The sequence below is a fragment of the Spirosoma migulaei genome (assembly GCF_054776855.1).
In genome coordinates this window covers 153,171-176,925 of record NZ_BAAHBG010000005.1, presented here as the reverse complement: position 1 = coordinate 176,925, position 23,755 = coordinate 153,171, and the positions used below count along the sequence as shown (strand labels likewise).

The 23,755-nt window shown below is 39.2% G+C and carries 16 protein-coding genes; 4 read left to right on the top strand and 12 right to left on the bottom strand.

The window, feature by feature from the left end; translation table 11 throughout:
• Nucleotides 1-924: 924 nt before the first annotated feature.
• Complete coding sequence (locus tag ACYVGO_RS06240) at nt 925-2,706, bottom strand: right-handed parallel beta-helix repeat-containing protein (RefSeq protein ID WP_460968378.1); 1,782 nt, start codon at nt 2,704-2,706, stop codon at nt 925-927.
• A gap of 206 nt (nt 2,707-2,912) precedes the next feature.
• Here ACYVGO_RS06240 and ACYVGO_RS06235 point away from each other — a divergent pair, with 206 nt between their 5' ends.
• From ACYVGO_RS06235 to ACYVGO_RS06225, 3 genes are all read left to right on the top strand, one after another.
• Entirely contained in the window at nt 2,913-3,074 is a 162-nt protein-coding gene (locus ACYVGO_RS06235) for a hypothetical protein (protein ID WP_460968376.1), read from the top strand.
• 862 nt (nt 3,075-3,936) lie between these two features.
• A complete protein-coding gene (locus tag ACYVGO_RS06230; RefSeq protein ID WP_460968375.1) occupies nt 3,937-5,493 on the top strand; it encodes a choice-of-anchor Q domain-containing protein in 1,557 nt (518 codons plus the stop codon).
• Between the two features lie 254 nt (nt 5,494-5,747).
• Nucleotides 5,748-7,610 (top strand): beta strand repeat-containing protein, encoded by a 1,863-nt coding sequence (locus tag ACYVGO_RS06225; RefSeq protein ID WP_460968373.1) that lies wholly within the window; start codon nt 5,748-5,750, stop codon nt 7,608-7,610.
• A 33-nt stretch (nt 7,611-7,643) separates the two neighbouring features.
• On the opposite strand, the gene ACYVGO_RS06220 is transcribed toward ACYVGO_RS06225, so the two are convergent.
• The 11 genes from ACYVGO_RS06220 to ACYVGO_RS06170 all read right to left on the bottom strand — a co-directional run bounded on the left by ACYVGO_RS06220 (nt 7,644) and on the right by ACYVGO_RS06170 (nt 20,091).
• A complete protein-coding gene (locus ACYVGO_RS06220; protein WP_460968372.1) occupies nt 7,644-8,546 on the bottom strand; it encodes a glycosyltransferase family 2 protein in 903 nt (300 codons plus the stop codon).
• 21 nt (nt 8,547-8,567) lie between these two features.
• Nucleotides 8,568-9,254 carry a glycosyltransferase family 2 protein gene (locus tag ACYVGO_RS06215; protein ID WP_460968370.1) on the bottom strand — a complete coding sequence of 229 codons (687 nt, stop codon included), beginning with the start codon at nt 9,252-9,254 and terminating at the stop codon, nt 8,568-8,570.
• A gap of 17 nt (nt 9,255-9,271) precedes the next feature.
• Nucleotides 9,272-10,522 carry a hypothetical protein gene (locus ACYVGO_RS06210; RefSeq protein WP_460968368.1) on the bottom strand — a complete coding sequence of 417 codons (1,251 nt, stop codon included), beginning with the start codon at nt 10,520-10,522 and terminating at the stop codon, nt 9,272-9,274.
• Nucleotides 10,523-10,528: 6 nt separating this feature from the next.
• Nucleotides 10,529-11,401 (bottom strand): glycosyltransferase family 2 protein, encoded by an 873-nt coding sequence (locus tag ACYVGO_RS06205; RefSeq protein WP_460968367.1) that lies wholly within the window; start codon nt 11,399-11,401, stop codon nt 10,529-10,531.
• 12 nt (nt 11,402-11,413) lie between these two features.
• Nucleotides 11,414-12,148: a glycosyltransferase family 2 protein gene (locus ACYVGO_RS06200; protein WP_460968365.1), complete on the bottom strand. Its 735-nt coding sequence runs from the start codon at nt 12,146-12,148 to the stop codon at nt 11,414-11,416.
• Nucleotides 12,149-12,225: 77 nt separating this feature from the next.
• The gene (locus ACYVGO_RS06195; protein WP_460968363.1) at nt 12,226-13,329 is read right to left on the bottom strand and encodes a glycosyltransferase family 4 protein; all 1,104 of its coding nucleotides are present in this window, start codon (nt 13,327-13,329) and stop codon (nt 12,226-12,228) included.
• A gap of 3 nt (nt 13,330-13,332) precedes the next feature.
• Nucleotides 13,333-14,226: a hypothetical protein gene (locus ACYVGO_RS06190; protein WP_460968361.1), complete on the bottom strand. Its 894-nt coding sequence runs from the start codon at nt 14,224-14,226 to the stop codon at nt 13,333-13,335.
• A 12-nt stretch (nt 14,227-14,238) separates the two neighbouring features.
• Complete coding sequence (locus ACYVGO_RS06185) at nt 14,239-15,567, bottom strand: oligosaccharide flippase family protein (protein ID WP_460968848.1); 1,329 nt, start codon at nt 15,565-15,567, stop codon at nt 14,239-14,241.
• Between the two features lie 43 nt (nt 15,568-15,610).
• Nucleotides 15,611-16,582, bottom strand: coding sequence for a GDP-mannose 4,6-dehydratase (locus tag ACYVGO_RS06180; RefSeq protein WP_460968359.1), 972 nt, complete (start codon nt 16,580-16,582; stop codon nt 15,611-15,613).
• Nucleotides 16,579-17,676, bottom strand: coding sequence for a GNVR domain-containing protein (locus ACYVGO_RS06175; RefSeq protein ID WP_460968358.1), 1,098 nt, complete (start codon nt 17,674-17,676; stop codon nt 16,579-16,581). The genes ACYVGO_RS06180 and ACYVGO_RS06175 overlap by 4 nt, the downstream gene beginning before the upstream one ends.
• A gap of 21 nt (nt 17,677-17,697) precedes the next feature.
• Nucleotides 17,698-20,091: an SLBB domain-containing protein gene (locus ACYVGO_RS06170; protein ID WP_460968356.1), complete on the bottom strand. Its 2,394-nt coding sequence runs from the start codon at nt 20,089-20,091 to the stop codon at nt 17,698-17,700.
• A 210-nt stretch (nt 20,092-20,301) separates the two neighbouring features.
• Between ACYVGO_RS06170 and secA the strand changes: the two genes are divergently transcribed.
• Complete coding sequence (gene secA, locus ACYVGO_RS06165; protein ID WP_460968354.1) at nt 20,302-23,697, top strand: preprotein translocase subunit SecA; 3,396 nt, start codon at nt 20,302-20,304, stop codon at nt 23,695-23,697.
• Nucleotides 23,698-23,755: the final 58 nt, after the last annotated feature.

Sequence of the window (23,755 nt, the reverse complement as noted above, 5' to 3'; positions counted from 1 at the left end):
ATAGCCTTATAAGCTTGCTCCCACCTGCCAGCCCTCTTGATACGCTTTCAGATAAATATTCTCATATTTTACGACATTGGCGGCCCTGCATTCGCCAATGCCTCTCTATGAATATGTTGTCTAAAGTTCAGTTGCCATCCATAGTGAAGCATATGTTCTGTCTGAGCAGTATGGCCATAAAGTCATACGATGTAAATTGACACCCCTATTCAACTGAAAATTTCTGGCTGAGGATCGCTTGCTAAGGTCTTCATTAGCACCTAACACGCCACTCAGCCTGCATCGCTTTGGAGACCATTTTAGTACGCAGCAGCTATGAAGATCAATAATGACCCGCATCTGCGATCCTAATCAGGTACATTCGTAATATCGGTGATACAAACCTGATGAATCCGTAAAATAGCTAACCCACGCAATAAGTTAAGGGTAAATGCGATAGTCAAAGGTGTTTACATTAGGGTAAATTGCCTATAGGACAATTTTTTGCATTAGTCACAACAATTGAATCAGGCGATTCTGCAAACTTATTTCCGCAAATTTAGCTAATGGCAACAGGGTGACAAATCGAAGACTTTTGCGGCAGTTCCAGTGAATTGGCTGGTTTAGAGAGGTATTAATGTGGTAAATTGAGTTAGCAGCATAATCATTTGGTGAGTTGTTATCAGTTTTGGGTAGCCTTAAAGGTAGACGCCAAGCAAATTGGGGAGATACTATCTCGGGTATGATCACTTTGTTGTTGCCTAGTTGAAACATGAGTTGGCCAGCTCTAGAATTCCAGCAATCATCACATAATGAAAGCACTATTACAATCTGTATCCAAATATTTTCAAGAATTACATTACCATTTTATTTGCACACTGTCTCTTAGTCGCTTAACAAATTAATATTAAAGATAGTTATCAAATTTAGATTCTACTTATTATACTATTGTTCCATCCATTCAGATAAATAAATGGTAACGGGATAAATACCATTTGTAATCGATGTAAAGTTGCCATCTTTGCCTTTTGGTCGCTGAAGAATATACTCCCCAGGTATCAAATTGGCAAAAACATAAAATATAGTACCATTGATTTTAACATATTCACCTACATTTGGTGAATTATCAGGTAAATATTGAATAGTCTGTTGCTTATAGTATACAGCGTACGCATTCCACTCACTATTTTTGGCAGTAGTAGTTTGACGCCGAATAAATGTACCAGGCAATTTTTTTCCTGTCTTTAAGGAGTAGGCTGGCTTGATAGATGTTAAATAAATCCGGTTTGCAAAATTTTCTGTATTACTTAATGGTGTTGTTGTTTCAGGGAATCCATTTTTTGGAGCATCATTTAGTAATTGTTGAGCAACAACACATTTTACTGCGCTGTTATTAAGGCGATTGATATTCACTAAATAACGCGAGATTTTTTTATGTGTGTTAACACCAACTGAAATGTTAGTAGCTCCACCATTAAAACTTATAGATTGTTTGAAATTTTCAAAATAATTATTCGAAACCTCTGTATCACCAACGTAGCTGTTAAAATTAACACCTGTCCCTTCAGGAGTATTTAAAAACCTGTTATTAAGGATTTTGTTACCAAAAGAACCTGAGTTGATTCGGTTAATATAGACCGCATTAGAATTAGCATGATCAATGGTGGAGTTAATCAATGTCACACCTCCAACAGATTCTAGAAAAACGCCATTAGCGACATTTTTAATAATACAATATTTAAGCATTACATCTTTACCAAAACCAGGATCACCAGCCGGGTTATTACCCTCTATATCAATACCATTATCTTTACAATTACTAACCTGGCAATGATCAGCTATAAAACCTAGTGAAGGTTTAGCGATTTGAATACCTATATCATCCATGTTATTGACACGACAGCCAGTCATACGGTTGTGCCCGTATCCTGGCACTGTACCTCGAAAAGACAATCCAAAGAATGAACCGTTTTCGGTGGATAGGTTTTCATAACTACAATCAATAGCGTTCCATAAGCAGACATTAATTGTTTTTCCCTTTACCTTGGAACGGTTACCATCAACACTACCTTGTTGCCCAATAATATGTACATTTTTTACGGAACTAGTATTACCAATAATTACAGAAGAATTGCCGATCGTACCTGACTTTAGTAATATCTTACCCTGAATGTAAATTGTTTTATTTGATGGAACATTAATAGCTACTCCTGTTCCACCTTCGGGGGTAGTTAACGAAGGATCAAGAGACACAATAAAAACTCCTTTGGGAATTAAAATAGCGGGAGCTCCACTAGTAAGAGCCCTTTGAATGGCAAGGCGATTATCGGTTATGCCATCACCTTTGGCGCCAAAACGTACAATAGATATCGGCGGGATTCCCTTCTTTTTTAAATAGAATTTATATTTCCCCTTCGCCCAATTATTGTTAGTCTTTTTATTATAATTAGTTGGGTTAGGCCTGTTGTTTATTGAGTAAATTCTATTTCTTATACAATTTGTTAAGTCAATATTTATCAAATCCCCCAAGAACTTCTGACTTATATCTAAAGGATAAGTTAATAAGTAGCCTGCACCATATAATTTTATTTTTGAAGTATGTGGTGTAATATTTCGCGCATCAAATAAAGTGTGTAGAAAAAGGTCGATATAATTATCACAAGTAGATACCTCTCGATTGAAAGGTACGAATGTTCTAAAAAAAATAATTAGCGAATAAAAAAACATATTATTACTTAGTGGCTGTCAAAAAACTGAAATCGCCGATCATGATTCGATTTATCACCTGTTGAATTATAGCTTCGAAACCTTTACTAAGCGTTCACAATTCAAACTTAACTAATCTTTGAGTATTTCGGAATAAACTGACCCACCTAAAACTCAAGGTTCTGATTCAATTTCGTTGATGACGTGGTACTTTACCAAGTTTGATCATGGATTTGTCCCAACTACTGCCTGATCATTTTCAACTTATTCACCGTACCATTCGCGAAACCGCTATTGAGATCAGCCTGATAGCCACTCAGACCGTTGGTCGCTACCAGCCTATCAATTGCCTACAAATAAGATGCATAGCTTATATCAACTTACCCTAACCGATTTGCCTATTTACGAAAAAAGCTGTTTCACTCATGATTCATCTTCGAAAGTTCTTCTGCCGAAATGACCAATGTAACCGGAAAATTTTCGCCCAAACTGTTTTGGATTACTTCTGGCTCTTTGTTCGCCGACTAAACCGAGCCCAGCAACCCTTACAGGTCATCCCTTAATAACCGATGCTCGACCGGACGCCCAACTATGTAGATAACCGGCCAGCCAGTGAGTCACTCAAACCTATTACGTATAAGCCACAAAACACTCGTCCAAAAATTAGCCTACAACCAAGCTCTTGAGCGCTGTTGTTTTTGCCTTTAGAAAAGGGTAATGTTATGGTACCCTTCTGGTTGATCTGGATCGGCATCAACCTATCAATGTTCTACCCGACCACGAAGACAAGACGCTGGAAGACTGGTTTCGCGATCACCCAAACGTTGAGTTGGTTACGTGTGATCGTTCGAGGTATATGCCAATTGCCAATACCACTGACCCCAACGCTGTGTAAGTAGCTGGTCGGTGGGTTGAGCAAGTTTTGACTTGTTGCGCCAACAGATATTATTTAAAATTTGCACGCATCACCGAAATTGAATCAGAACAAGCATTCTAATGTACACTTGGACAACACAACAGACAAACTGAGGGGTAAGTGACTTGCCGTAAGTTGATTGTACAATCAACTTATGAATGAGCTACAATGGACTTTCTTTCATCATCAACCAGTGCTTTATCGGTGTTGAACTACACAAAATACATAAGCGCCAGGAGTTAGCTTGCCTAAAGATTAATTTTAAACGCAAAATAGGGCCTTGTTATAACAATACTTACATTCGAGGTAAATTATAAATTATCATCTATTCAACCATGATCCAGCTGTTCTACTCAATCCCGACCGCTTCCCATCTTCGACTGATAGGGACTCTATTTTTTCTTATTTCCCTCCATTTATCGGCAAATGCTCAAACCGTCCGTTATGTATCTGCTACAGGTACCAACGCCGACCCGGTCACGGCGACCTCCTGGCCAACAGCGACGACTAATTTACAGGGAGCCATCAATGCCAGTGCAATCGGAGATCAGGTGTGGGTGGCTGTGGGCACTTATAACCCTACCAACTCGGCTGACCGCACTATCAGCTTCAGTATGAAGAATAACTTAGCCATTTATGGAGGCTTTCCAGCCGATGGTAGTGGTACACTTGAGAATCGTAACCCCACTAATTTTCCGACTATTCTATCAGGATCTGGCGCCAACAATTACCACGTTATAGCCAACAATGCGTTAAATAGTACAGCTGTATTAGATGGTATTGTTATAACAGGGGGCAATGCTAATGATTTCAATGTTAGTAATGGCTACACTGGAGGAGGCATTTTGAACCAGAGCAGTAGCCCTACTTTCATCAATTGCATTGTAAAGAATAATCATGGCAATACTGGGGGGGGAATAGCTAACTATACTAGCAACCCCACCTTCATTAACTGCATTATTCATAACAATACCTCGCTAACTGCCGGTGGACTATGCAATATTAGTAGCAATCCTACCTTGATCAACTGTGTGCTAGCAAATAATGTGACGAGTGGTCGAGGCTCTGAAATTTTCAATGATGCGCCCAGCGCCCCCAATCTAACTAATTGCATTATATGGCAGGGAATTAGCTCTCCTCCTGTCCCTCCAATTACCAACCTTGGCCCTGGCAGGGTCAAGGCTAATTATTGTTTGATAAGAACAGGTATACCGGATAATGGGCTATTTTATCAAGGCTCCCACAACATTATTTCTTCCCTCTTTCCCTTCGTATCCAATACTGACTTTCGGCTAAAAGACGGCTCATTAGCCATTGATGCCGGCGATAATGAAGCCTACAACAATGCTGTTGGCCCCCAGAAAGATCTTTATAATAATACGCGTATTCAGCATGAGACAATTGACATTGGCGTTTATGAGTCTACACCAGGCCCTGATCTAACACCCATACTTGTTTTGCCTCAGGCCAACTTTCCAGCTCCGGGTAGTGTAGGCGACTTCCTGATCAGCCTTGCCGAAGTCGCTGGCCTACCTACTTCGCTAGGGCTAGTGAATGTTACCGTCACAGCTCCGTTAGGGTATACGCTTACTTTTGATCCAACGTTGACGAGTATGAATGTGTCGGGCGGCACCGACAATCCAGTAACTGTAAGTAATGCCGACTGGTCAGTGAGCAGTAACCTTGACAACCGACAAATTACAGTCACCTTGACTACTGGGCAGTTTATTGATGCCAATGGTCAGTCAGCTTTGGGCTTTAGTATCACGCGCACTAATGCGAACTCAGGTAGCTCCTCCATTATAACCGTGAATGTAGCCGACGATGCTGCACACAACTATGATAGCAACCCTACGAATAATGTGTATGCCCGTGCTATTAGTAGTTTGTAAACAATAAGCCTTGACTCATACAACATCACCTAGTTATAATTCTATCTGGCAATTTATTAACCGCCAACTCAACAGCATAGATACAGTACCATTGGTTTTGTTTACAGAATAGTTGAGCAAGATTAATCTAGCATTAATTGTTGCGAAAAAATATATCCTTGTAGTCACATTGTTCACTTTGGCATGATAAAGCGAACTTAAACAACTATTGAGGCCATTAGTTAACCTTTATTATTAGACTAGCTTTATCCATTATGCGCCCCTATTTTTACTTTCTCTGCTACTTTTTGCTACCTGGTTGCCTCATAGCACAAAACAACTATGTTGCGAACATAACTAACTCCAGCACTCCTGGGGCTAACAATACATTAGTAGGTCCAGGGGCAGGGGTGGCTATAACATCAACAAGCGCTCAGAATACCTTTTTGGGCACATTGGCAGGCTATAAGAATACGACAGGATCCTCTAATACTTTTATGGGTTATCAGGCTGGATTCTCAAATATATCAGCAGAGTCCAATACATTTATAGGGCTTCAAGCTGGCTATAATACTACTACTGGATCATTTAATACTATCCTGGGTCGTGACGCTGGCTTTAACAATACTGTTGGCACCTCAAACACATTCTTAGGCATTCTTTCAGGATACAGTAACACATCTGGTTCGAATAATACATTTGTAGGACGTGAAGCGGGCTGGACAAACAATACGGGACAGGATAATGTATTTGTTGGTCTTCAAACTGCTTTTCAAAACACCACAGGGTCATCGAACGTTATGGTAGGTCGGGAGGCTGGCTTTTATAATACTACGGGTAGACTGAACGTATTTATGGGCACATTGGCAGGCTATAAGAATAATACAGGTCAGATGAACACTTATGTAGGGCATCAGAGTGGCTTTAATGGTACAAGTGCTGCGTCTAATGCATTTTTTGGTTATCAGTCTGGCTTCAACATTACCACCGGTGGCAACAACACATTTGTAGGGTATGAAGCAGGATTCACAAACTCGACTGGCCAGTACAATACTTTCTTAGGTGTAATAGCTGGTCGTACTAACACAACTGGAGATTATAATGTCTTTATAGGTAATTCAGCTGGTGGCAGTAATACTACAGGAGGTAGTAACTTATTTTTAGGTTCTTTTGCCGGGGGCGGTAATACCACAGGCAGTTTAAATCTATTTATGGGTAATTCCTCAGGGCAGAATAACTCCATAGGCGTTGGCAATACAGCTATTGGGGATGGCTCCGCTCTCCATAATACAACTGGACAACGCAACACCGCCATTGGTCAATATTCAGGGCTTAACAATCAGACGGGGACAGACAACGTATTCATTGGCTATGGAGCTAAAGCCGGCACTGTTAACCCCACAAATCTAACTAATGCCGCTGCCATAGGAGCCAATGCCGTTGTCAGTCAGAGTAATTCAATTGTATTGGGCAGTAATGCCAATGTAGGAATTGGCACTTCATCCCCAGCTAACAAGCTGGAAATCACGAAGGGAACTGTAAATCAGTCAGGTTTACGATTAACAAATCTAACTACTAGTTCTCCAGCTAGTGCACTGAATCAGACTAAGTTCCTTACTGTTAATGCGAATGGGGATGTAATTCTAGGAAGTGTGAACAGTTCAGCCCGTATTGGAGCAGATTCCAGCCTATGGATGACCTCAGGGATTCATATGCAAAATATTAATAATGGTGGTGTTATTATCGGGAATGGAATATCTCAAACGCCAACTGGCTATAAACTGTTTGTAGAGGATGGTATTCTAACAGAGAAAGTGAAGATAGCGGTGAAAAGCACAAATGATTGGTCAGATAGAGTGTTTGATTATGGCTATCCTCTGCGAACTTTAAGGTCGGTTGAAACCTATATTAATCGGGAAAAACACCTGCCAGGTGTACCTTCAGCCGATGAAGTAGTAAAAGAAGGTATCGATGTCGGAAAGATGCAGGCGAAATTACTTGAGAAAATCGAAGAACTGACACTATACAATATTGAGCTAAATAAGGTAAATCAAAAGCAACAACAAGAATTGCAGGTCATTAAACAGAATCAAATCAAGATGGAACGAGTTCTTCGTCGTCTACTTAAAGGCAAGTAATTCACTTATTTATGTTTAAGCAAACACACGTTATTACCAAAAAGCGCGGTGCATACTTAAAAATCGATTAATTTTAATGGGTAGTCGCTTGTACATTCGCCCGGCACGATAGCCAATATACTTAGCTATCGTGCGTATAAATTGGATAGGCAGCAGCCATACAACGCCGGTTTTAATTATATACTTGCACTCTTCAATTACATACCGCATACCTTCTGACTCTGCTCGAGTAAATGCGTAAAGAATATCGTATTGTTGTTTATGAAAAACCCCAATGTCAAAATAGCGTTTAAATTCTTCAACAATTGAATAATCATGAGAATGATACACCTGAGCATCAGCACAATAAGCTACTGAAAAATCTTGCAATATAAATTTCGCTGCAACGGTAACATCCTCACCTAATATAGTGTCTTGTGGGAATTGTCCAATTTGCAATAAGCATGATTTTTTGTAAGCTGCAAACGAATTTGAGCAAGAACAAGTTTTAATTCCCAAATGAGGTATCATCGACTTATCTTTTACAACACTATGAATTGGATAATTATTTAATCTAGCAAATTGGCCAAATACATCTGTATGGGGATAAGGCACCTGACGTCCATAAGCCATAGTAATCCGGTTACTTGCCTGTAAGCCAACAATTAATTTTTCAAAAGCATCGTCAGATGCGGGTAAGGCATCCTGTGTCATGAATATAATAGATTCATATTTTGCCAAAGAAACCCCCAGATTTCGAGTCTTACCATGATTAAACTCAGACTTAGGTATTGATATATATTGTATTCCGGCTTGACTTAATATTTGACAAGTAGTGTCTGTTGATTCAGAATCCAGTACAATAAGTTCGTGAGAAATGGTCTGATTATTTAAGGCCGATATTAAAGCAGGCAAATAAGATGCTGCATTATATGTTGGAATAATTACAGATACCATCAGGTTTTTTTATTTACGAAATTATACTAGCCCTCTTTTAAAAATATACCAGAGCATAGATAATCGATTTTGTAACTGCTTTAAAGTACTATAAGTTGTTTTCTCACCAGTAGGTGATGTGTTATGACCATGTCTTACATAACTCATTAAAGGTTTTTCCACGAATTTAATCCGTCCACGAGTTTCAACTAAAAGTCCAATCCACCAATCATGCATATGAATATTCTCTGGAATTGGTAAAACATAATTTAGCACTTCACGCCGAAATCCCATACAACATCCAATATAAGAGTTTTTATATAGATTAAACCAAAACCCCGGTCTACTACCTCTGAAATTAAAAAAAGAAGGAATCAAGATTTTTAGATCTTGATCAACTACCTCACAATTACTTAATACAAGATCATGATCAATAAGCAATTTACATATGGTTGAAATTTTATCCTGCGACCATATATCATCTTGATCAGCAAGAAATATAATATCACCCTTAGCATTGTTTAAAGCGTTCTGAAAATTTCCGACTGGACCAGACTTTAGTTTATTAATAATTATCTTAATTCGCTTATCATTAATAGCATATAACAAATCTAGAGTGCTATCAGTAGAATTATCATCTGAAATTATAATTTCATCATCATTACCGAGTTGAGGTATAATAGAATTTATCTGCCTAATAATATATTTACTACCATTATAAGTGGCCATACATACACTTATCATAATCAAGTTATTTTAAAAGAATATGTAAATTTATTGTCATCTGAAAAATATCCTATCGCAAAGAAGAAGAAGGCCATACACTTATAAGCCATGTGTATATCAATCATTATCATATTAATTGCTAACGTAATTACAATCATTTTCAAAGCTGAATGCATAGCACTCACTTTCATCAAAAACATAATGTATACAACTGATGCAAGAATTCCATTCTCAGTCAAAATTCTTATCCAGCCACCATCAAGCGCGAATCCCCATATACCGGGACCGAGGCCAATTATATATTCAACTCCGGAATTTAGCCAATACTTTATTGCAAAACTCCACTTAGATATTCTGTACAACCAACTCATATCGGAAGTTTCATCGAATGGGGTTTCAGGAAAATCAATAAATCGAGATTCAACTTTTATGCTTTTATAATAGTGTAAAAATTGATCAATATTACTATAGGAGAATAAATTTGCGGAGCGCTGAATGACAGGATTGTTAAACTGACTTATAAAAACTAATAGCAATGGCACAATAAAGAATACACATAATATTAAAAAAAGTTTATTTTTAGATTTGGAAAATAATAATGCACCAATTACAATAAAATAAGAGAGTGTTGGCAAACGGGCACCTGTAATTAAAAGCAAAATTAGCACCAATATAGAAAATAATATTTTTTTGTTGATATTAACTTCTACATATATAATTACGCATAAAGCAAACATTAGTATGGTTCCCACTTCCCAAGGTCCCCCCGTCAATCCTACTGGACGGGTCGACACATTATCAAAATATCCCTCAGATCTAAAGCCCCCAATTAGTGCAAATTTTTGCAAAAAAATAACAAACCCATTAATGAGTATATAGATGTATGAGACCTTTGTAATCGTGATTTTTGTACGGCTAAAATAGCCTATGTAAAAGAATACAAAATATTCAACATTTCGAAATGAGTATAAAAGGTTCGATTGACCATTAAATACTATATTTATAATATTTGAAAAAATACCTAAAAACACAAATATATAAAACAAGAGCTCTAAAGGCGAAAACTTTTTCTTGTATATTGTGCTAAATAACAGGAATGTTGTACCTGCAATACAGCTAATTATTATATCGTCAATACGGATCCCAGCTGATTGATCTGCAAAGGAAATTAAATTTACCTTAGGAGTAAACAACAAAATAATACCTAAATAACAAATAATGCTACTAAGGTTAACCTTAAAATCCCTAACCGGCAAATATCCAGTCATCATATTGAATTATTTAAAAGGGCCCATTCTATTCTGCCAATAGTCGCAAAAGGCTCTATATAATAAAAAAGCTCTATATTTTTTATTATTTTCAAAGGTTAGATTTTTAACTATTTCCTTTGTGAAATCTTTGGCAAAGATAATGAGATAGCCAATTGGTATAATCTTACGATATTTTGTTAGTACGTAAAGAGTGTTTCGAATCTTGTAATAAATACGTATTGGGTTATGTGAAGTCCAAAAAACAGAAACTCCCAAAAGTGAAATTTCTTTTCGGTTACCCAAGCGATGATTAATAGACAAATAATTAAGTTCAATAATTGAAAAATTGTGTTTTTTTAATCGCATACAGTATTCATGATCTACCCAGTCAATAAAGAGTTCTTCTAAAAACGGGCCGCATTGTAAATATGCATTAAGATCAAGTAAACTTCCAGATGTAATAACAAAGTATACATTTGTATAAGAATTCTCAACTAGATTAGGAATATGCTGTGGAGCAATTAATGCTATATTATCTTTTTTATGATTTTTCAAAAAAGACAACATAACATTAATCATATTTTGAGGAACCGATGTATCATCGTCCATGGTTAATAAATAAGAAAATCCATCACAAATTGCTAGATTAGCAGCAATATTTAATGCACAGGCAATCCCTCTATTTCCATTGTTTGAATAATATATAATTTTTTCAAATTGTTGCAATGTATTTATTAATTCTTTGTTCAGGGAGTCTGAATTATCTACAACATATAATACCTCAACTTGATCCATGTATGTATTAATATTATCAATTACATCAAAGTTACTATTATAAAGAATCACTGTACCAGCGATTCTTTCATATGTTGTTATTTGTTTTGTATCATCACATTTCATATTAATAATTAATTAAATACGATGCCCATATAAATAGTATCTAATTCTTTTCTGTGCATAATAAATAACTAAAGCTCCAGATAGAAAGGCACTTTTCCAAGGTGATTTTATATAGTGAGCTCGAATAGCATTGGTTTCTTTAAGAGATTTAGACAAATTGCTACTTGCGCCACCAATCTCGCATCTCGCAATAACTACAGGTATATATAAGTAGGGTTTCTTTTCTAAATATATTTTCAAATTCAGCTCGTAATCAGCTAAAATTCCCAGTTCAGTATTATAAAAAAAATTTAAAAAATTTGATTTATTATAAAAGGCACTTTGATGATGTACTGTATTTTGAAACAAAGTGCGTGCCCCAAAAAATGAGCGCATTCTGTGGCTATTGGTAAATAACACATCTCCAAATACTACAGAATATAGAGAATTTAAATAAGGTTTAATAGTACTAATTACCCCAGGCAATATTACATCATCGGCGCCCAGAAAAAGTATCCATTCCCCTTGCATATTTTTTATCCCTTTATTCATTGCGTCGTAAATACCATTATCTGGCTCACTTCGCCAACCAGCTAGCTGGTTTTCATATTTTTTTATTATATCGATCGACCCATCGGTACTACCACCATCTATAATCCAATATTCAACTAATTCTTTCTCTTGTTCTAGAACGCTACAAATGGTCGCTTCCAATGTTGAATGTGCATTGTAAACGACTGTTATAATAGATATTAATGCTTTTTTCAAAGTAAAGTGTAAGTACTGAGCGAAAATTTATATGTAAATCCTCATATTTTATTAATAGAACGAAACGAGGAAGTTAATTAGATTATTGATTGGTACAGATTAAGTGTTTTGTTTACAGTCCTTTGCCAAGAGAATATATTTAATCTCTCTTTGCCTTTTTGTATTAATGTCTGGCGCAAGTTTGAATTACCTATTATCTGTTCAATAGCAAATGTTATAGAATCGTACGAAGTAGGATCTATGTATAAAGCAGCTTCTCCGGCAACCTCTGAGAGAGAGCTTCCATTACTCACGATACAAGGGCACTCACAGGCAAAAGCTTCTAAAATAGGAATCCCAAAACCCTCATATAGTGAAGGAAAAACAAATGCAATAGCCTTTTGGTATAGCAAAGGTAAGGTTTGATCATTTATTGCACATTGTTCAACAAATGCATCAACTTTTAGTGAATGAATAAACAGTGTTTCGTCTTTAGTAAACCTTCCTCCGCCAGCGCATAAAAGTTTAATTTGATACCGTTTTAAGAGTGGATGAGTAGCTTCTAACAAGCCTTTAAAATTTTTATATGTATCTCGGTTACCAACAAACAGCAGGTAAGGGGGGTGAGAGAATGGGCTGTTTATAGAGATCGATTTTGCAGTTACTGAAGTACCTAAATAAATTACATTAATTTTAGATGGATTAATATCCAATAACTCAACTATATCATGTTTAGTACTTTCTGAGATGGCAATAATTCGATCAGCACGATTAGCTAACAAACGTTTCTGTCTTGTTATTTCACCATCATAAGCTAGCGCTTTAAATCTTTGACCAAATTTTTCATGTATCATATCCAAGAATGTAACCACGAAAGGGCGTCCTTTGAGATAAGGCAAAAAATAGGGATCATAATAAGTTGCATGAAACACGTCAAAAGCCTCTCGTTTTAATGAATTGATACTATAAAGTTTATTTATATAATTAATGAATTTTATTTTTTTTGCTGTTTCAGCCTTAGCAAAAAAAGGTCTCGCCGGTATACCTTTATCTTTTAAGTATATATTGTTTGAGAATATAATTGGTAAGTGAGCACTTGCATTTGAAGTACAGTTTATACCTGCAATCAATTCTGCATAATAGCGCGATATCCCTCCATATGTTTGCTGAGAAAAAGTTTGATGATCAAAAATAATTTTCATATTTTATATACTTTCTAAAAGGCCTGTTCTTGTATTAAAAACTGGAAGGCCTGAAATTTCCTTCATTCTGATTTCCTCTTTTGCAAATGTCAATTTACCCTGATAATCGCGAGCTTCCCTAAAACGAGAGGCTACGAAACCTTCCCTGAGAGACAATTCTGGTATAGGGCCAATTAAGTCTTTTTTAACGAAATAAGCGTTGTTACCAGCTTTATTACAGCCGACAAATGCATAACCTTTTGATTTTGCTAAATCGTAAAGTGCAGGTAGTGATGCCCCAAAATAAAGGCAGGAATAATGGGCGGTTCCCCTAAAAAAATCAGGTATATAGGGAACAGTGATTGCCCGTTCAATACCAAACAGGCTATTGTATTCAATAACTACTATATCAGCATCCGAAACCGTAATGGCTTGCCAAATCCAATAGTCGTTACCGTCGATGTCTATACTAAGTAACCCTATTTTTCCATCAAAACAATTAGCTTCTAAAATCTGATTAATATTTTCAACAGTGATAAATGAATTTACTGGAGTAAGATCATAACGCCAGAAAATCGGTGTTTTTTTTATATAGTCAATATTGGCCTTTGATCCATCAATAATTAACCCCTGCCAGTTGTCGTGCATTAATAGGAACCTAGTATTCGATTCCTTATAGGTCTCAACTCCAAACTCTACAAATTTATCAACCGTCGGCTCTAGGTTTCTAATTAAAAATTGAATAATTCCGTCGTCACCAAATTGTGAAAACACTTTAAATTCAGCATCTTTTATGGTTTTTACAGCACTAATATTTTGAGCGAACATAGAGCCTATTAATAGGCGAGTCTCGTCATTATCTGCTTTTAATCCTTCGATTTCTGCTATTATACTCTTTATTTTTTCAATTAACTTCATGTCATTTTTAGCTTATTTTGCCCAAATTCCTTTAGCACGCCCATTGCTTAATTTTTTTGCCTGTATTGTTCCAGTAACAGTGGCAGGTAATAGAGATAAGCAAGTTGCGATCATAACACTAGCACTACCTATTTCTAATTGTTGTGCTAGATAAATTGATAATGGAATATTAGTAAGTGCGGCAAATATTGAACATAATAATTGTACTTTGACCTTACCCAATCCATTAATTACAGAAACAGTAATATTATTCCAACAAATAATCAATATACTCATGCCCATTACGACGTTGATTACTGTGGGAACTACAACTCTATCCCCTATCCAAAAAGAATATACTATTTTAGCTATAAAAATCATTATTAAAACCGCGACAAATAAGCCTAACCAAAGTTTTTGCAAATAATCATATGAGCGTTTCATCCATTGTATATCATTATTTGCTGCAGCTTCAGTAAATGCAGACCAATAAGGAGTTATTATAATAGAGAATAATATATTAATCGCGTTGAAATAACGGAAAGCAACATTATAAGTGGTAACCTCAGATGGACCGAACAATTGGGCAATAACTAAATTGTCTGTATAAAAGAGAATAAGAACTGCTATTTGAATAAAAAAAAATTTGTAGCCAAGTGATAAGAGACTTCGCCCATATTTAACATTACCTAATCTTATTGAAGGGGTATATTCTTTCAATTGTCCTCCATACATTATAAAGCTACTAATTAACATAATCACAACAGGAATCAAAGAAGTGATCAGAGCTAAATAGACCAAATTTCCACTATTCAAGCGTGATAGCGCATATGTTCCGGCAAGTATGAGTATATTAGATAGAAATGAAATTAGCGCGACTTGACTAGGCTCTTGTAGAGCAAATAGAATATAAGTTAGAATATCAAGAATAAGTTTTATCGCCATCGCAACAATTATTAACCAAATAACTAACCGAAGCTGATCTAGCGGAAGTGTTGTATTAAAAATCTGTTGCCAAGGAATGTATTTTTCTAATAATGAAAATAATAAAATAACGGTTAGCTGTATAGTGCCAAAAATTACATAAGCCGTGCTAATATATGCTCGGGCCAGCATCTTATCCCCCTTTGAAACAGCTTCTGAAATCTTATTACGCAATCCATTGCCAATACCTATATCTAAAAAGCTCATCATAGTTACTACAGAACTAATTGTTAACCAGGTTCCATATGTGTCTTTTGATAAGTAATCTATTGTAAGTGGTAATAATAATAATGAAATAATCATTCCACCTCCTTTAAGAAACAGTCCAATAATAGTATTGAATTGTACCTTACGTGTACGTGGATGAACATTTCGCATTCGCTCCCGTATATAATTCAAAGTAAGAGCTCTCATAAAAATTCTATCTTCGGCTTTCTACGATCAAAAGCCGCTCTTGCACCATCAACTTTCCAACCTCCTCCATCTTATAACGCGCACTCCATCCTAATTGTCTATTAGCTTTAGTTGGATCAGCGTGACCTTCAGCAATGTCTGTCGGTCGAAAAAATGATGAATCTGTACGGACGTGATTCCGCCAATCAAGGCTAAGAGTCTCAAACACGACACGGATAAATTCTCGCAATTTATAGGTTTGGCCTGTAGCAATCACATAATCGTCTTGGTGATCTTGCTGAAGCATAAGCCACATAGCCTCAACATAATCAGGTGCCCAGCCCCAATCACGAGCGATGTCAATGTTACCTAATATTAATGTTTCTGTACCCCCATTAGCAATTCGGCAAGCAGTTGCTACAATTTTCTGTGTTACGAAACGCTCTGGTCGAAGGGGAGATTCGTGATTAAATAAAATTCCTGTACTTGCCTTAAGATTGTAAGCTTCTCGATAATTAGCTACTTGCCAAAATGCTGCTGCTTTTGCTACTCCATAAGGGCTTCTTGGACGAAATGGCGTATTTTCGTTAGCATTTAAACTCCCAGTATCACCAAAACATTCGCTAGAGCCTGCGTTATAGAATTTGATCGGCAAATTACTAAAGCGAATAGCTTCCAATATATTGAGTGTACCTCCACTTATACTTTCAAGAGTCTCGACAGGTTGCTCAAATGACAGCCCTACGGAGCTTTGACCAGCTAAGTTATATACCTCATCTGGCCTAACTTTCAAAAGTGTTTGTAACACGCTCCTGAAATCATTAATACTAATAGAGACAAATTCAACTTTAGAACGGATTTTTAAACGTTCCAGATTACTAAAGGACGACATTTGAGCATCACGTGATCCACCAACTACATGATAGCCCTTTTCGAGTAGTAATTTAGCCAAATAGGCTCCGTCTTGACCCGATATACCACAAATCAAAGCTGTTTTCATGCAGTTTGTTTACTTTTAATATTCCATGGAATATACCTGATTAGTGCAATTATCACACTTATAACTATCCCTACCATACTAAATCCTAACATAATCATTGTTCGCTTCGGCCCACTTTTACGCAAGGGTACGGTTGGGGGCTCTAATATTTTAAAGACGGGTGTTTCATCTTGCACTTTAATTTTAGCTTGCTCTAACTGCTTTGATAATTCATTATATACAGACTGTTCAAGCAAATAATCAGCCTGAAGCCTTTGTTCATCTATCTTGGCTGTATTTAAGAATAAATTCCGATTCCGATCTCTATAATTAGACACGGCATATTCTGCCATCTGATAGCGGGCTTTAGCCTCACTTAAACGTTGTGATAAAAAGTTAACATGCTTGCTGGCTTTTTCAGTACGATAAGTTATTATATAATTTGTGAGGTATTCGAGTGATAAACGAGCTATTGTAGCAGCTACGACAGGATCTTGTTCTACAGCACTCAGTGTCAATATTCCTGTTTTCCTATCATACGCAGCTATTACATTCGCCTGAATTAATTTAATTAATTGTTCCTGTCTCCTTGTTAGCTGTATTGCTTGACTGAAATTTTTTGGATCAAGGTTTTCTACTCTGTCTACTCCATCATTATCGGAAGATAACCTCATCTTATTAATAAAGCTTTTACTTTCTATACGACCTACAAATTCTTGCAATGTCATCCTTTCTTGCAATTTTTGAGAATAAACCGGCTGCTTTAAGAGATGCAAGGCAAATGGAATACTTTGTAAAATATTTGGATACAAATCAGGGCGAATAACATCTTGAGCACCTGCATTATCAATGCCAATCCCAGCTAACCCTACTAATGAGCCTAGGTTCCCTAATCCTCCGGCTCCTATTGCCTGTATTTCAGGCATTACAGTCACCTGAGAGGTATACATATCAGCTTTAGAAAATGCATATAAAGCCCCAATTAACAGCCCTAACAAAGCACCTAACAAAAATTTTCGACGACCATTTTTCAGAAATTGTACAATATCGCTCAGCCGAATTTCAATTTCTTTCTCGTTAATGTCTTTGTTTTTTTTTGTTTCTATAAATGACATAATAAAGTGAGAAAGTATTTCTTAACGAAGTAGAATATTAGCAAGCGCAATAGATACTGTTGTCAACAAAGAAAGTATACCAAGACGCTCTGCAGTACTCAACCGGTTCGTATCTAATGGTTTAAAAGGAATAATTACTGTTGAACCAGGATAAACTTTAGGTCTTGACGAAAAAAAAAGTATTCGATGTGTCCGATCTTTTCGGCCATTCGGGTAAACCACATACGCTTTACTTTTCCGCGCATTATCCGTAAATCCGCCCGCTTCGCTGATGTAATCGTCAAACTTATAGGCCGCTTTGAAGCTAACAGACGATGGATTTAAGACTCCTCCCTGTACGTTAACAATCTCAGACCTCTTAGGAATGTACAATGTATCCTGATCACGAAGTAATAAGTTTTCTTCCGATCCAGAATCCGTAAGGATTTCACTCAGGTCATTAGCAATAATATCACCTTCCCGTTTAAATTGAGCACCTAGTATATATGCCTGAGGCTTTAAGCCACCCGCTCGTTTCAGTAAGTCGCTAATGCGCTCTTCCCGACTAAAAATGGAGTAGTTACCAGGTTGCATAACTTCTCCATACACATATACCTGTTGCTGGTTTTCATAATTTGGCGATGTATGAACATACACAATATCAAACGGTTGAAGTCGAAATTCGCCGGCACTCCCTGAATCACGTTTAACCGATGTAATTTGTAGATTTCGATCAATTGCAAATCGATATATTTCCAGTCTAGTAGCCCGCATACCCGATGAATCCTGACGAATTCGTCGAGATACTTCAATTAGATTTGGCTTAGCTCCCTCCTGGAATCCCCCCGCCTGCGCAATAAGATCTGCTACACTCATATTGGTAACGAAATCAACCGTATCAGGTCTGTTTACGGCTCCCTCAATAGTAACGTAATACTCCTCCCGAAGATCGCGAATCGATAAAACGGTCAGGCTATCCTGCCGCATCAGTGGAATATCGGCAATTTCATTCCGCATCAATTTGCCTAAATCAAAGGATAGGTTCTCTTTATCCATGTCGGGACGTTCACGGATAATAGATGCCCGATTGGTAAATGCGTCTTTGCGGAGACCATCGGCCCTTGTTATGAGTTGACGAACTGTTTCTAATCCAGGTTCGAGGGAATAATCGCCGGGGCGCATGACCGCTCCCGCTACCTGAACGCGGTTTTCATAACGTTCGAGTATTTTTCCTACTTCATATTTGTCTCCTCGCTGGGGTATGAAACTTGCTATTTGCTCTTCGGTAATGGTCACGATACGCCGTTCACGGCTCGTATTTCGCCGAAGGGTGATCGAAGCGCGATAAGCGTCATCAGCAAAACCGCCTGCAAAACCCAACACCGTTTTCAACGTTTCGCCGGGTAATACTTCAAAAATAGCTGGGCGTCGAACCTGTCCGGTCAACTCAACATGCGTTTCGTAGTCCGCTACACGGATCACATCCTGGTCACGCAACTGAATGTTATCGCGCTGATCTGCTCGAAGGATAAAATCGTATAGATCGATAGTACGGATTACCCGATTGCCTCTAATTACGCTGATTTTTCGGAATGACCCCGTTTCTGGATTTGGCCCTCCAGCCAGATACAGAGCATTAAAGGCAGACCCAAGAGAAGAAATGGTGTAGGTTCCCGGACGGACTACTTCCCCGACTAGTGTAACACGAATACTTCGAATATTGGTTAAGGCTATATTGGCACTTGTACCACTACCGGCTGCACCCAGGCCTTGGTAACCACCCTTTCGTAACCGATCAATAATGCGCTGCTCCGCCTGTTCAATGGTAAGACCACTAACAAAAATAGGGGCTAAATCAGGGATTTTTACGGTTCCATCAGGGCTTACTTTCAAGTTAAAGTCACCGGTGGATGCACCTGAAATATCGATTTTAATTTCATCATCTGGCCCCACAACATAATTTCGAGGGGTGGCAATGCGTAGGTTGGGTTCAAATGACAGATTGGCATTCTCAAATAGAGATGCCCCAAAAACACGAAGTTTCTTACTCGTATCTCGACGCATAGTCGTTGAGTCCGTTCTTCGGGAAAGATCAGAAGGCAATGTTCTGCCAGTTTGCTTATCAATTGCTGTCTGGCTTGAGGGGCGAGAGGCTTGTGAACGTAGTGCAGTAATCCGCTTACGCATTTTAGCAATATCATCCAGTGTGTATCCCTGCGACATAGCTGCCTGCTCGATCTGTGCTTCACTAAGACCACTGGCCTGGGCCCGTTGATAAAAGTTCTGAACGTCTTCGTCGCTCAATTGATCCACCCGGGAACGAGGTGTCGTCTGAGCTGATGCCTGATATGACCCTGTCAGTAACAATAGCAGGAAAACAGCTTGATAGGAGCGAATACGGTGGATAAAGTGTGACAATTTGTCCTTAGTACGCATGAACACTGGCGATTGGGCCAAAATTTGAACTGCAAAAGTAATAGATTCCTTTCAAAACTCCGTTCCCTTATAATAAGGCATCGCTGGCGGGCAGGCATTTACCTTGTAGTCCCGCTGTAATGCACTAAATTTGTAGGCAAAACAGTCAGTAGTCAATGGTAAACCTGGAGATTCCGATACGATTGACTGGTGACTAATGACTAAAAAGAAATGATTAATCTCATAGCTAAATTTTTCGGGACCAAATCGCAACGGGACATCAAAGAACTGCTCCCTTATGTCGAAAAAGTCAACACCGAATTTGTCCGATTAAAGGATTTATCCAACGATGAATTGCGGCAGGTTTCGGCCTCGCTTAAAGCTCAGATTGCGGATGAGTTGGCCGATATTGATAACCAGATCGCTGAGTTGAGCGAACAGGCTAGTCACCCTGATGTAGATGTCAACGAGAAAGAACACCTCTTCAATCAGATCGACAAACTAGAGGCCGACCGCAATACAGAGTTAGAGCGTGTCCTTCTTGATATTTTACCTCGTGCTTTCGCGGTTGTAAAAGAAACGGCTCGCCGGTTTACCGAAAATGACCAGTTAACAGTAACTGCTACAGACGTTGATCGTGAAATTGCCTCCCGCAAGAAACACATTACGATTGATGGCGAACAGGCTCATTGGGCTAACCGTTGGGATGCCGCCGGAACCCAGGTTAAATGGGACATGGTTCACTACGATGTTCAGATTATTGGGGGCGTTGTATTGCACCAGGGCAAAATTGCCGAAATGGCCACGGGTGAGGGTAAAACCCTCGTGGCTACTTTCCCAGCCTTCCTGAATGGTCTGGCGGGGCGAGGTGTGCATATTGTAACGGTCAATGATTACCTGGCCAAGCGTGACTCCGAATGGATGGCACCTCTGTTTGAGTTTCATGGCCTTCGGGTAGATTGTATCGACAAGCATCAGCCTAATTCTGACCAGCGGAAAAACGCCTATCTCGCCGATATTACCTATGGTACTAATAACGAGTTCGGTTTTGATTACCTCCGCGATAACATGGCCCGGGAACCAAGCGAACTGGTTCAACGGAAACACCATTATGCCATGGTGGATGAGGTTGACTCAGTCCTGATTGATGATGCCCGTACCCCGCTGATCATTAGCGGTCCTGTACCTCGTGGCGATGAGCAGGATTATATCGAATTGAAACCCCGTGTGGCACGCGTGGTGGAAGCACAACGTAAGTTAGTGTACGATTTCCTGAACGATGCCAAAAAGAAAATTGCGGCTGGTGATGAAAAAGAAGGTGGCCTGTCTTTGTTTAGGGCACATCGCGGTCTACCCAAACATAAGCCCCTTATTAAGTTTCTATCGGAAACAGGTAACAAAGCATTACTTCAAAAAACAGAATCGATTTATCTGGCCGAAAACCAGAAACTGATGCCCGAAGCGGATGCCCCGCTCTATTTTACCATTGATGAGCGCCATAATGGTATCGATTTAACCGAAAAAGGCATCGACTATATTACCGGCTCGGGCGAAGATCCTAACTTCTTCATTCTCCCGGATCTGTCAATCGACCTCAACGTCATTGAAAAAGACGCGGAATTTTCGGAGCAGGAGAAAATTCTCCATAAAGAAGCCGTTATCCGTGACTACGCCGTTAAAACGCAACGGATCAATACGGTTAACCAATTACTGAAAGCATTCACGTTGTTCGAGAAAGACACCGAGTACGTCATCATGGACGGCAAGGTGAAAATTGTTGATGAGCAAACAGGCCGGATTATGGAAGGCCGGCGTTGGTCGGACGGATTGCACCAGGCCGTTGAAGCCAAGGAAAATGTGAAGGTTGAAGATGCCACACAAACCTACGCGACGGTTACACTCCAGAACTACTTCCGTATGTATCACAAGCGGGCAGGTATGACGGGTACAGCTGAGACGGAAGCCTCGGAATTCTGGCAGATTTACAAAATGGACGTTGTCGTCATTCCAACGAACCGGGCTATTAGCCGGGCCGACGAAGAAGACAAAGTATATCGCTCAGTGCGCGAAAAATACAACGCAGTAGTTGACGAAATCGCCAGCCTGGTTGAGAAAGGACGCCCTGTACTCGTTGGTACAACATCGGTTGAAAACTCTGAATTACTGAGCCGTTTTCTGACCATGCGTAAGATACAGCACCAGGTTCTGAACGCGAAGTATCACCAGCGTGAAGCCGAAATTGTAGCCTCCGCAGGTTTTCCTGGCACGGTTACGATTGCAACCAACATGGCTGGCCGGGGTACAGATATTAAGTTAACGCCAGAATCACGTGCCGCTGGTGGCCTGGCCATTATCGGTACTGAACGCCACGAATCACGTCGGGTAGACCGGCAGTTGCGTGGCCGGGCAGGCCGTCAGGGTGACCCTGGGACATCGCAGTTCTTCGTTTCACTTGAAGATAGTCTGATGCGCTTGTTCGGGTCGGAGCGAATTGCCAAAGTGATGGACCGCATGGGTCTCGAAGAAGGCGAGGTTATTCAGCACTCGATGATTACGAAATCGATCGAACGGGCCCAGAAGAAAGTCGAAGAAAATAACTTCGGCATTCGGAAACGGCTGCTTGAATACGATGACGTCATGAATTATCAGCGTGAAGCCATCTACAAACGTCGTCGGAATGCGTTGTTTGGCGACCGTTTGCCACTCGACATTGCCAATACAATGTATGATGTGGTTGAAGAAACCGTCAACAATTCGGAAGGAAACTACGAAGAAGTAAAACTTCAGTTGTTAACCACACTGGGACTTTCACCGACGCTGACTGCTCAAGAGTTTGCTGCCAAGAAAAAACCGGATCAGATTCGGCATCTCTATAACGAAGCAGAAGCCAATTATCAGGCGAAGAATCACGCCATTGCCGATAAAGCGCTGCCGATTTTAACCCAGGTGCTGAATGAGCAGGGCCACCAGATTAAAAACATCGTCGTACCATTTTCGGATGGTATTCATGAATTAACGGTTGTGGCTGATCTGCAAAAGGCTGTTGAAAGTGGTGGTCGCGAAATCGTGACGGAAATGGAAAAAGCCGTAACGCTATCCGTTATTGACCAGGAGTGGAAGGAACACCTCCGCGAAATGGACGATCTGAAGCAATCGGTACAGAATGCCGTGTTTGAGCAGAAAGACCCCTTGCTGGTGTACAAGTTTGAGTCAGTAGAATTGTTCAAGCGATTCCTCAATAAGGTCAATTTTGATACCATCAACTTCCTGACCAAAGCCGACATTCCAGCACAGGAAGCCCAGGAAATACAGCAGGAAATCCGTCAGGCGCCAACGCAACGCCGTCCGCAGCCACAACCGAAGCTTCATACCAATATTGAAGACTTCGATGATGATCACCTGGCTACTGGTCCTGAGGAATACGCCCGTCGTATGGCCGAAAATGACGCGATGGGCGCTGGGGCACCACCAATGCCTGCTCAACGCCAGGCACCGGTACGCGTAGCAAAACTGGACCGCAATGCCCGTGTCAATGTGCAATACGGTGACGGCTCGGTAAAACGGGATGTGAAGTACAAAACAGTAGAAAACGACATACTGAGTGGCAAGGCAATGCTGATTGACTAGCCATATAAATACATTGATTCCCATCCCTCCCATTCGTATCTTAGCTGATACAAATTGG

Excerpts from the sequence above, each read along its gene's own strand:
- ACYVGO_RS06225 (WP_460968373.1), top strand. The coding sequence starts at position 5,748 with ATGCGCCCCTATTTTTACTTTCTCTGCTACTTTTTGCTACCTGGTTGC.
- ACYVGO_RS06175 (WP_460968358.1), bottom strand. The coding sequence starts at position 17,676 with ATGTCATTTATAGAAACAAAAAAAAACAAAGACATTAACGAGAAAGAA.
- ACYVGO_RS06205 (WP_460968367.1), bottom strand. The coding sequence starts at position 11,401 with ATGAAATGTGATGATACAAAACAAATAACAACATATGAAAGAATCGCT.
- ACYVGO_RS06230 (WP_460968375.1), top strand. The coding sequence starts at position 3,937 with ATGATCCAGCTGTTCTACTCAATCCCGACCGCTTCCCATCTTCGACTG.
- ACYVGO_RS06235 (WP_460968376.1), top strand. The coding sequence starts at position 2,913 with ATGGATTTGTCCCAACTACTGCCTGATCATTTTCAACTTATTCACCGT.
- secA (WP_460968354.1), top strand. The coding sequence starts at position 20,302 with ATGATTAATCTCATAGCTAAATTTTTCGGGACCAAATCGCAACGGGAC.
- ACYVGO_RS06180 (WP_460968359.1), bottom strand. The coding sequence starts at position 16,582 with ATGAAAACAGCTTTGATTTGTGGTATATCGGGTCAAGACGGAGCCTAT.
- ACYVGO_RS06170 (WP_460968356.1), bottom strand. The coding sequence starts at position 20,091 with ATGCGTACTAAGGACAAATTGTCACACTTTATCCACCGTATTCGCTCC.
- ACYVGO_RS06210 (WP_460968368.1), bottom strand. The coding sequence starts at position 10,522 with ATGATGACTGGATATTTGCCGGTTAGGGATTTTAAGGTTAACCTTAGT.
- ACYVGO_RS06220 (WP_460968372.1), bottom strand. The coding sequence starts at position 8,546 with ATGGTATCTGTAATTATTCCAACATATAATGCAGCATCTTATTTGCCT.
- ACYVGO_RS06240 (WP_460968378.1), bottom strand. The coding sequence starts at position 2,706 with ATGTTTTTTTATTCGCTAATTATTTTTTTTAGAACATTCGTACCTTTC.
- ACYVGO_RS06185 (WP_460968848.1), bottom strand. The coding sequence starts at position 15,567 with ATGCGAAATGTTCATCCACGTACACGTAAGGTACAATTCAATACTATT.
- ACYVGO_RS06190 (WP_460968361.1), bottom strand. The coding sequence starts at position 14,226 with ATGAAGTTAATTGAAAAAATAAAGAGTATAATAGCAGAAATCGAAGGA.
- ACYVGO_RS06215 (WP_460968370.1), bottom strand. The coding sequence starts at position 9,254 with ATGGCCACTTATAATGGTAGTAAATATATTATTAGGCAGATAAATTCT.
- ACYVGO_RS06195 (WP_460968363.1), bottom strand. The coding sequence starts at position 13,329 with ATGAAAATTATTTTTGATCATCAAACTTTTTCTCAGCAAACATATGGA.